The sequence below is a fragment of the Mycobacterium sp. genome (assembly GCF_044342925.1).
Lineage (GTDB): Bacteria > Actinomycetota > Actinomycetes > Mycobacteriales > Mycobacteriaceae > Mycobacterium.
Window position 1 is genome coordinate 1 of sequence record NZ_JBIIOV010000132.1, and the last position, 9,088, is coordinate 9,088.

Here is a 9,088-nt window from a genome sequence, read left to right on the forward strand (position 1 = left end):
CGGCGGCGTCAGCCTCCCGCGCCTGGGCCAGCACGGTGGGGAAAAGCTCCGACACCGGTGTGCCGTAGGAGAAATTCGGGATCTGCAGGCCGAGTCGGATCGTCACCTCAGGAACCTAACGCGCGGGTCATCCGGATGGGTCACCCTGGCGTGTCAGCCGTACGTGACCGCCGCGCCGCGGCCGACGTGCAGCGTCTGCCCGGTGATGTGCCGTGCCGCCGGGGTGGTGAGAAACAGCGCCATGCGGGCCATCTCGTCGGCCCACGGCGCCGGTGTGCCCGCGATGCCGTCGTACCCCGGCTGCGCGGTCCGGCCGGCGGCGATGGTGTTGACGGTGATGCCGCTGATCCCGAAGTGGTTGGCCTGGGCGGACGTCCAGTCCGACAGCGCCGCCTTCGCCGCGGCCTCCGGTCCGGTGTCGCACGGCGGCAGCGCCACCACGATGGAGCCGCCGGACCGCAGGTGCTCACTGACGGTCTGCACCGTCAGCATCGTGGATACGACGGTGCGGTCGAAGGCCGACCGCCAGGCCACCGCGCTGTCGGCCAGCGTCGCGGTCCGCGGGTCGACGCTGATCCAGGCGGCGGCGGGCACCACCACGATGGCGTCGAGATGGTGCGGCAGGCGGCCCTGCGCCGACGCCAGGTCGGCGGGGTCGGAGCAGTCGCACACCACGGCGTCCGCCCCGGACGCGGTGGCGGTCGCGGTGAGATCGTCGGGCCGTACGCCCATCACAACGAGACGGTGTCCTGCCTGGTGGAATGCCTCGGCGATGGTCCGCCCCACCTCGCCGTCGGCACCGCTGATCACTACGTCCATGCCCATACTCCTTCAATGTCGGAGCAAATGTTACTCGACGGTAAGGTCAGCCGGGCCGCGGCATGCCGCGCCTAGGGTTGGGCTTCATGAGGTCGAACGGGCCGCCGACCATGCTGCCCCGGTGGGTGTACCTGCCGGCCGCTGTGGCCGCGGTGGTCGTCGTGCTGCCGCTGATCGCCGTGGCCGCCAAGGTGAACTGGGCCCGCTTCGGCGAGTTGGTCACCAGCCCGGCTTCCCGGGCGGCGCTGCGGCTCAGTCTGCAGACCGCCTCGGCCAGCACCGCGGTATGCCTGGTGCTCGGGGTGCCGCTGGCGCTGGTGCTGGCGCGTCACCAGGGACGGCCGGTGCGGTTGCTGCGGCCGCTGGTGCTGCTGCCGCTGGTGCTGCCGCCCGTCGTCGGCGGGATCGCGCTGCTGTACGTGTTCGGCCGGCTGGGGCTGCTGGGCCGGTACCTGGAGGCCGCCGGCATTCGGATCGCGTTCACCACCGCCGCCGTCGTGCTGGCCCAGGTGTTCGTCTCGCTGCCGTTTCTCGTCATCGCGCTGGAGGGCGCGGCCCGCGCCGCCGGCGCCGGATACGAGGCGGTGGCCGCCACACTCGGGGCGCGACCGTCGCGGGTGTGGTGGCGGGTGACCATGCCGCTGCTGGCGCCGGGTCTGGTTTCCGGTGCGGTGCTGGCGTTCGCGCGGGCGCTGGGGGAGTTCGGGGCCACCCTGACGTTCGCCGGATCCCGCCAGGGCGTGACGCGCACCCTGCCGCTGGAGATCTACCTGCAGCGCGAAGCCGATCCGGAAGCGGCGCTGGCACTGTCGATGCTGCTGGTGGTGGTGGCCGCCGTCATCGTGCTGGTGTTGGGCGCCCGACGATTCGCCGGTCCGGCGGCGCCGGTGACTGCCGGTGGCTGACCTTGACGTCGCCGTCGCCGTCGATAGCCGCGGCGTGGATCTGGCATTCCGGGTCGGCGCCGGGGAAGTGCTGGCCGTGCTCGGGCCCAACGGTGCCGGCAAGTCGACGGCGGCGGCCGTGATCGCCGGGGTGCTTCGCGCTGACCGGGCGGTGGTGCGGGTCGGGCGGCGGACGTTGACCGACACCGCCACCGGCGTCGACGTCGCGGTGCACCACCGGCGGGTCGGCCTGCTCGCCCAGGAACCCCTGTTGTTCCCGCATCTGACTGCGCTGGGCAACGTCGAGTTCGCGGCGCGGCGCCTCGGTGGGCGACGCGCCGTTACCTGCGCCCGCGCCCGCGGTTGGTTGGCGCGGGTGGACGCCGAGGATGTGGCTGATCGCAGGCCCGCCGCGTTGTCCGGTGGCCAGGCCCGACGAGTGGCGCTGGCCCGCGCGCTGGCCGCCGAGCCGGACGTGCTGCTGCTCGACGAACCGCTGACCGGCCTGGACGTGTCGGCGGCGTCATCGGTCCGCACGGTCCTGCGCACCGTGATCCGCCGGGAGGGCGTCGATGCGGGCAGGCCGGTGCTGCTGATCACCCACGACCTGCTCGACGTACTGGCACTGGCTGACCGGGTGCTGGTGGTGGAGTCCGGGCAGATCGCCGAGGAAGGTTCGGTGGCCACGGTTCTGGGGGCGCCGCGCAGCGCCTTCGGGGCCCGGTTCGCCGGGGTGAACGTCGTGCGGGGCGAGTTGGTGGGGCCGACGGCGGTGCGCGGTCCGGACGGCCTGATCTGGCACGGAATCGCCGCCGAGCCGCTGGGCCTCGGGACCGACTCGCAGGCCCTGGCGGTGTTCTCGCCGGCCTCGGTCGCGGTGTTCCGGGAGCGCCCGCAGGGCAGCCCCCGCAACAGCGTCGGTGTGCGAATTGCGGCCCTGGAGGTGATCGGCTCAGCAGTGCGGGTGCGTGCCGACGAACAAGCCGACGGCGCACCGGGGATCGCTGCCGACCTCACCGCCGAATCCGTTGCTGAATTGAGACTTGCGGTCGGCGTGACCGCGTGGTTCACCGTCAAAGCCCAAGAAATCCGTTTGCACGGGGGTTACCCTGCGGGTCCGCCGGAAGGCTGACGCCCGGCAGAGGCGACACAGCCGACCACGAACTTGCGTCACGGCTGTAACACGGTAGGTTGGCCGCCATGACGCAGTCGGACCCGACTTCACGACGCCCGAAACTGTGGACGGCGATCGCCGCCACGGCTGTAGCAGGTGCCAGCGCCATCACGATCGCGTTGCCGAGCACGGCCAGCGCCGATCCGGTGCCGCCGCCGCCCGCACCCCCGACGGTCGCACCTCCGGCGGCCCCGGCCCCGCCGCCGCCCCCGGGTGCCCCTGTTCCGCCGCCTCCGCCTCCGGCCGAACCGGCACCGGCGGCCGCTCCGGCCCCGCCGCCCCCTCCGGGTGCGCCTGTTCCGCCGCCGCCCCCTCCGCCGCCGCCCCCTCCGGGTGCGCCTGCTCCGCCTCCGCCTCCTCCTCCGCCGCCGGCCCCGCCGGCACCGCCGGCACCGCCGGCGGACCCGAACGCTCCCGTGCCGCCTCCGGCCCCCGGTCCGGCTGCCCCCGCAGCCCCGGCCCCTGAGGCCGGCCGGGTGGAGAACGGCGCCGGTGGCTTCAGCTACATCCTTCCGGCCGGCTGGGAGGCCGCTGATGCCTCGCGGCTGAGCTACGGCCAGGCCCTGCTGCTCAAGCAGACCGGCCCGGCTCCGCTGCCCGGGCAACCCGCGCCCACCGCCAACGACACCAGCATCCTGCTGGGCCGGCTGGACATGAAGCTGTTCGCCGGCGCCGAGCAGGACAACGGCAAGGCCGCGGTCCGTCTCGGTTCGGACATGGGCGAGTTCTTCATGCCCTTCCCCGGCAGCCGGATTAATCAGCAGACCGGCGCTCTGCAGGCCGGCGACATGGCTGGCAACTTCTCGTCCTACGACGTGAAGTTCACCGACACCGCCAAGCCCAACGGGCAGATCTGGGCCGGTGTGGTGGGCAACGCCGAGTCCGGCCGCTGGTTCGTGGTCTGGCTGGGTACCGCCAAGGACCCGATCGACCCCGCAGTGGCCAAGGGCCTTGCCGAGTCGATCCGGCCGTACACCGCGCCGCCTCCGCCGGCTGCGCCGGCACCGGACCCCAACGCCGCGCCGGCCCCGCCCCCGCCGCCCGGCTCGCCGGCGCCGGTCGGTGTCCCGGTCCCGGTGACGACGCCGGTTCCGGGGATGACCCCCGGGACCTGATTTCCTCGTTCGCCGCATCAATGTGGCCAATTCGACGGGTGGTTTGTTACCTGTCGGAGGTAGGTTCACCTGATAGACGGTCGGCGTCCTAGCCGGTCGGTGAACCAGGGAGGTCCGTCGTGGACATCGTTGCTGCCACTGAAATATTGGCCCGGTCGTCGACAACGACCAGTGTGGGCTGGATCGGCTACATCGTCATCGGCGCGATCGCCGGTTGGTTGGGAAGCAAGATCGTCAAGGGCGGTAGCTCCGGTCTTCTGATGAACATCGGCATCGGCGTAGCGGGCGCCTTGATCGGCGGGTTCCTGCTCAGCTTCGTCCTCAACACCGCCGGCGGCGGCTGGTGGTTCACGCTGTTCACCGCACTTCTCGGCTCGGTGATCCTGCTCTGGATCGTCAGCAAGGTTCGCAGCCGCACCTAACACTGCGTCGCCGGGGCGGCACGATGGTGGCATGACCATCGCCGCCCCGGCCACCATGCGCGCCTGGCGGGTGCGCCACCCCGGTCCCATGCGGAATCGGCCGCTGGAGTTCGACGCAGCCGCCCCGGTGCCGCACCCCGCCGACGGCGAGTTGCTGATCGCGGTGCTCGCCTGTGGCGTCTGCCGAACCGACCTGCATGTCTCCGAAGGCGACCTCGCCGTCCACCGTCCCGGTGTGACTCCCGGTCACGAGGTGGTCGGCGACGTCGTCGCCCTCGGTCCCGGCGCCGCCGGCTTCGCCGTCGGTGATCGGGTTGGGATCGCCTGGTTGCGGCACACCTGCGGTCAGTGTCAGTACTGTCGGCGCGGCGACGAGAACCTGTGCCCGGACTCCCGCTACACCGGCTGGGACGCGGACGGCGGATACGCCGACTTCACCACCGTTCCCGCCGATTTCGCGCACCGCCTGCCCGAGGGCTATACCCCGAGCGAACTCGCTCCGCTGCTGTGCGCCGGAATCATCGGCTACCGCTCGCTGCTGCGCGCGCAGCTTCCACCCGGCGGCAGGCTGGGGCTGTACGGATTCGGCGGCAGCGCACACATCACCGCCCAGGTGGCGCTGGCTCAGGGTGCGCAGGTGCACGTGATGACCCGCGGTGCGGATGCCCGGGAACTGGCCCTGGCGCTCGGTGCGGCCTCAGCTCAGGGCCCGGCCGATCCGCCGCCGGTGAAGCTGGACGCCGCCATCCTGTTCGCCCCGGTGGGCGATCTGGTGCTGCCGGCGATGGAAGCCCTCGATCGCGGCGGCACGCTGGCGGTCGCCGGTATTCACCTCAGCGACATCCCGTCGCTGAACTATCAGCGGCACCTGTTCCAGGAGCGCCAGATCCGATCGGTCACGTCCAACACTCGCGCCGACGCGCGGGCCTTTCTGGAGTTCGCCGCCCGCCACCGGATCGAGGTGACGACGCCGCAGTACCCGCTGGCCGACGCCGACCGCGCGCTGACCGACCTGGCCGAAGGCCGGATCGCCGGTGCGGCCGTTTTGCTGCCCTAAAGCGCTGCTGCCCTAACCGGAGAGCTGCCAGACCAGGGCTGCGGCCAGGGCACCCATGCCGTTGAGTGACCAATGCAGGGCGATCGGCGCGATCAGGCTTCCGCTGCGCCGGCGCAGCCAGGTGAACACGAACCCGGCGGCGGCGGTGGCCAGCACCGCTCCGACCACGCCGGCAACCATGCCGAGCACACCGCCGCCCAGGATCCGGGTGAACCCGACGTTGCCGCTGGTCAGACCCAGCGATGAGGCGATGTGCCACAGACCGAACAGCAGTGAGCCGGCGGCGGCCACGCCGCGGAAGCCCCAGGCCCGGTCCAGCGCGCCGTGCAGCACCCCGCGGAACACCAGTTCCTCGGGGATCACGGTCTGCAGCGGGATGATGACCATCGACGCCAGCACCGCACCGGACAGGGTGGCGTAGCGGTCGTTGAGGAACATCGGCCGCGTCCAGGGCAGCAGCGCGCCGACGGCGATCACGGTCAGCACGAGCAGGACCGCGGCCACCGCATAGCCGGCGCCGGAGCGCCAGTGTTCACGGCCCAGGCCCAGGTCCGACCAGTCCAGGCCGCGGGCCCGGACCAACGCCACCAGCGCAATCGCGGCGGCCGGCACGGTGGCGATATTCGCCCACGGGGTGGTGAAGTGGGCGATCAGGTTGGTGATGGCGAGCATGACGACGACCACGCCGATGTCGACGTAAATCCGCAGGTGATGCAAAGCAGCCAATTGAGCTACCGCGGGGTGCGGCGGCCCGGCCACCGCGCTGAGCTCAGACATTGCCTCCACGATACCGGTACGCGGCTAGTGCGGATCGGTCCCATTAGGCTCAAGTCCCGGACGACGGGAGACGCGGGCTTGGGTGATAACGAACCGCTGTTGGCGCACGTGCGGGTGCTCGACCTCTGCGACGGCGAGGCCGACATCATCACGCGTTTGCTCGCCGATCTCGGCGCCGACGTGCTGAAAATCGAACCCCCCGCGGGCAGCCCCGGACGCTGGGACGCGCCGACGCTGGACGGGGTGAGCATTCCCTTCGCCTTGCACAACGCCAACAAGCGTGCCGCGGTGCTGGACCCTGCCGACGAGGCCGACCGCCGTCGTCTCGTCGAGCTGGCCGCCGACGCCGACATCGTCGTCGACAGCGGCCGGGCCGCCGACTACGGCACCTCAGGTGAGCAATTGGCCGACCGGTTCGCGCATCTGGTGGCTATGACGGTGACCGATTTCGGCGCCGACGGGCCGCGTGCCAGCTGGCAGGCCACCGACCCGGTGCTCTACGCCATGTCGACCGCGTTGTCGCGGTCCGGGCCGACCGCCGGCACCCCGGTGCTGCCGCCGGAGGGCATCGCGTCGGCGACCGCCGCCGTGCAGGCGGCCTGGGCGGTGCTCGTCGCCTACGTCAACCGGTTGCGCTGCGGGGCTGGGGATTACGTCGACTTCGCTCGGTTCGACGCGGTGGTGCTGGCCTTGGACGCCCCGTTCGGCACTCAGGGCCAGGCCGCGACCGCGCGCGGCAAGGGGGAGCGGTGGCGCGGCCGGCCGAAGAACCAGGACCTGTACCCGATCTTCCCGTGTCGCGACGGGTATGTCCGGATCTGCGTGCTCTCCCCGCGCCAGTGGTGGGGCATGCGCGCCTGGCTGGGCGAGCCGGCGCAGTTCGCCGACCCACGCTTCGACAGCATCGCCGCACGGGTGATGGCCTTCGGCGAACTGGGCGCGCTGATGGCCGAGCTGTTCGCCGACCAGACGATGGACGACCTCGTCGCGCAGGGCCAGCAGTACGGCGTGCCCATCGCCGCGGTGCTGACTCCCTCGGAAGCCCTGGAGTCCGAGCACTTCGACGCCGCCGGCGCGATGACCGATGCCGAACTTGCCCCGGGCGTGCGCACCCGGATTCCGGTCGGCTACTGGACGGTCGACGGGCACCGGGCCGGTTACCGGTCCGCCGCACCCGCCGCGGGCAGCGCCGAGCCGCGCTGGCTGCGGCCGGCTTACCGGCCGACGGCCGACACGGCGCCCGGCGGACGGCCGCTGGACGGTGTCCGGGTGCTCGATCTGGGCATCATCGTGGCCGGCGGGGAGCTCAGCCGGTTGTTCGGCGACCTCGGTGCCGAGGTGATCAAGCTGGAGAGCGCTGCCTACCCGGACGGTCTGCGGCAGACGCGTGAAGGCCAAGTCATCAGCGAGTCCTTCGCCCGAGCCCATCGCAACCACCTGGGCCTGGGCCTGGAGCTGCGCACCCCCGACGGTGCCGCTCTGTTCCAGAGACTCGTCGCCGCCTCCGATGCGCTGTTCGCCAATTTTAAGCCGGGAACCCTTGATGCGCTTGGCTTTTCGTACGAACGCCTGCGTCAGCTCAACCCGGCACTGGTGCTGGCCGAGAGCAGCGCTTTCGGCGACACCGGACCGTGGAGCGGACGGATGGGGTACGGACCGCTGGTGCGGGCGGCCACCGGGGTGACCCGGCTGTGGACCTGTGACGACGAGGGTGGCGACGACGAGGGCGCCGACGACGGGACCTCCGACGGCGGAGGCGACGCGAGCGCCCGGCACCGGTTCTACGACGCGACCACGATCTTCCCCGACCATGTGGTGGGCCGGATCACCGCCATCGGCGCGCTGGCGGCACTGGTCCGCCGCCGCCGCGATGGAATCGGCGCGCGAATCCACGTCTCGCAGGCCGAGGCGGTGATCAACCAGCTCGACACCCGCTACGTGATGCTGGCCGCTGAGACCCATCACGCCGCCGTGCGGGCGGACCATCCGGCGCACGTGCTGCTGGCCTGCGCCGGGGACGACGAGTGGTGCGTGGTGTCACTGACCTCCGAGGACGACCGCCGGGCCGCCGCCGAGGTGGTCGGGGCCGCCGCCGGCCACGACGTCGCGGATCTGCCGTCGGCGCTGGCGGCCTGGGCAGCCCCCCGAAGCCCGGCCGAGGCCGCCGCGGCGCTGCAGGCGGCCGGGCTGGCGGCCGGGCCGATGAACCGGGCCGACGATCTGCTCGACGACCCGCAGCTGCTGTCCCGTCACGTGCTCGCCGAGATGACGCACCCCGGTTTCGACGTCACCCTGCCCACCGAGGCCGGTCCGGCGCCGTACCGCAACATTCCGCCGGCTCCGCAACGCCCGGCGCCGCTGCCGGGTGCGGACACCCGCGCGATCTGCCGAGACCTGCTGGCCATGGACACCGACGACATCGACCGGCTGCTGGCCACCGGCGTGCTGTTCACCACTGAAAGCCCCTGAAGAGCGCCAACGAGATAAGGATCGCCGCCATGAAGACCCACCCACAGTTGTTCATCGACGGCGAGTTCCGGGCCGCCGACAGGTGCGAACCGGTGCTGGAGGCGGCCACCGGGGAGTTGCTCGGCGACGGCGCCAGCGCCACCGAAGCCGACATCGACGCTGCCGTCGCGGCCGCCCGGGCGGCGCTGCCGGGTTGGGCGTCGGCCTCACCCGACCACCGGGCCGGCGTGCTGATGGCCTTCGCCGCCGCCTTGCACCGGCGGGCCGACAGCACGACCGAACTGGTCACCCGCGAGAACGGCATGCCGCTGCGGCTCTCCCGGGGCGCCAACGGCCTGTTTCCGGCGGCGTTGCTGGGCTACTACGCCAAG

The 9,088-nt window shown here is 72.1% G+C and carries 9 protein-coding genes and 1 pseudogene; 7 read left to right on the forward strand and 3 right to left on the reverse strand.

Features of this window, described 5'->3' with window-relative positions; genetic code table 11:
* Together ADBZ6I_RS13270 and ADBZ6I_RS13275 are read right to left on the reverse strand one after the other, a co-directional pair.
* Nucleotides 1–106 (reverse strand): annotated as a pseudogene (locus tag ADBZ6I_RS13270) (LLM class F420-dependent oxidoreductase); the annotation flags it as partial.
* A gap of 47 nt (nucleotides 107–153) precedes the next feature.
* Nucleotides 154–825, reverse strand: coding sequence for an SDR family oxidoreductase (locus ADBZ6I_RS13275; protein WP_526384571.1), 672 nt, complete (start codon nucleotides 823–825; stop codon nucleotides 154–156).
* Nucleotides 826–905: 80 nt separating this feature from the next.
* Between ADBZ6I_RS13275 and ADBZ6I_RS13280 the strand changes: the two genes are divergently transcribed.
* The 5 genes from ADBZ6I_RS13280 to ADBZ6I_RS13300 all read left to right on the forward strand — a co-directional run bounded on the left by ADBZ6I_RS13280 (nucleotide 906) and on the right by ADBZ6I_RS13300 (nucleotide 5,471).
* Nucleotides 906–1,724, forward strand: coding sequence for an ABC transporter permease (locus tag ADBZ6I_RS13280; RefSeq protein WP_526384573.1), 819 nt, complete (start codon nucleotides 906–908; stop codon nucleotides 1,722–1,724).
* A complete protein-coding gene (locus tag ADBZ6I_RS13285; protein ID WP_526384575.1) occupies nucleotides 1,717–2,835 on the forward strand; it encodes a sulfate/molybdate ABC transporter ATP-binding protein in 1,119 nt (372 codons plus the stop codon). Before ADBZ6I_RS13280 ends, ADBZ6I_RS13285 begins: the two co-directional genes overlap by 8 nt.
* Before the next feature lie 68 nt (nucleotides 2,836–2,903).
* Nucleotides 2,904–3,992 carry an APA family fibronectin-binding glycoprotein gene (locus ADBZ6I_RS13290; RefSeq protein ID WP_526384577.1) on the forward strand — a complete coding sequence of 363 codons (1,089 nt, stop codon included), beginning with the start codon at nucleotides 2,904–2,906 and terminating at the stop codon, nucleotides 3,990–3,992.
* Nucleotides 3,993–4,111: 119 nt separating this feature from the next.
* The gene (locus ADBZ6I_RS13295) at nucleotides 4,112–4,414 is read left to right on the forward strand and encodes a GlsB/YeaQ/YmgE family stress response membrane protein (RefSeq protein ID WP_526384579.1); all 303 of its coding nucleotides are present in this window, start codon (nucleotides 4,112–4,114) and stop codon (nucleotides 4,412–4,414) included.
* A 31-nt stretch (nucleotides 4,415–4,445) separates the two neighbouring features.
* Nucleotides 4,446–5,471 (forward strand): zinc-binding alcohol dehydrogenase family protein, encoded by a 1,026-nt coding sequence (locus ADBZ6I_RS13300; RefSeq protein ID WP_526384581.1) that lies wholly within the window; start codon nucleotides 4,446–4,448, stop codon nucleotides 5,469–5,471.
* A 12-nt stretch (nucleotides 5,472–5,483) separates the two neighbouring features.
* On the opposite strand, the gene ADBZ6I_RS13305 is transcribed toward ADBZ6I_RS13300, so the two are convergent.
* The gene (locus ADBZ6I_RS13305; protein ID WP_526384583.1) at nucleotides 5,484–6,248 is read right to left on the reverse strand and encodes a CPBP family intramembrane glutamic endopeptidase; all 765 of its coding nucleotides are present in this window, start codon (nucleotides 6,246–6,248) and stop codon (nucleotides 5,484–5,486) included.
* Between the two features lie 78 nt (nucleotides 6,249–6,326).
* Between ADBZ6I_RS13305 and ADBZ6I_RS13310 the strand changes: the two genes are divergently transcribed.
* Both ADBZ6I_RS13310 and ADBZ6I_RS13315 read left to right on the forward strand, forming a co-directional pair.
* Nucleotides 6,327–8,717 (forward strand): CoA transferase, encoded by a 2,391-nt coding sequence (locus ADBZ6I_RS13310; protein WP_526384585.1) that lies wholly within the window; start codon nucleotides 6,327–6,329, stop codon nucleotides 8,715–8,717.
* Nucleotides 8,718–8,746: 29 nt separating this feature from the next.
* Nucleotides 8,747–9,088: aldehyde dehydrogenase family protein (locus ADBZ6I_RS13315; protein ID WP_526384587.1), on the forward strand; the 342-nt coding region annotated here is incomplete at its 3' end.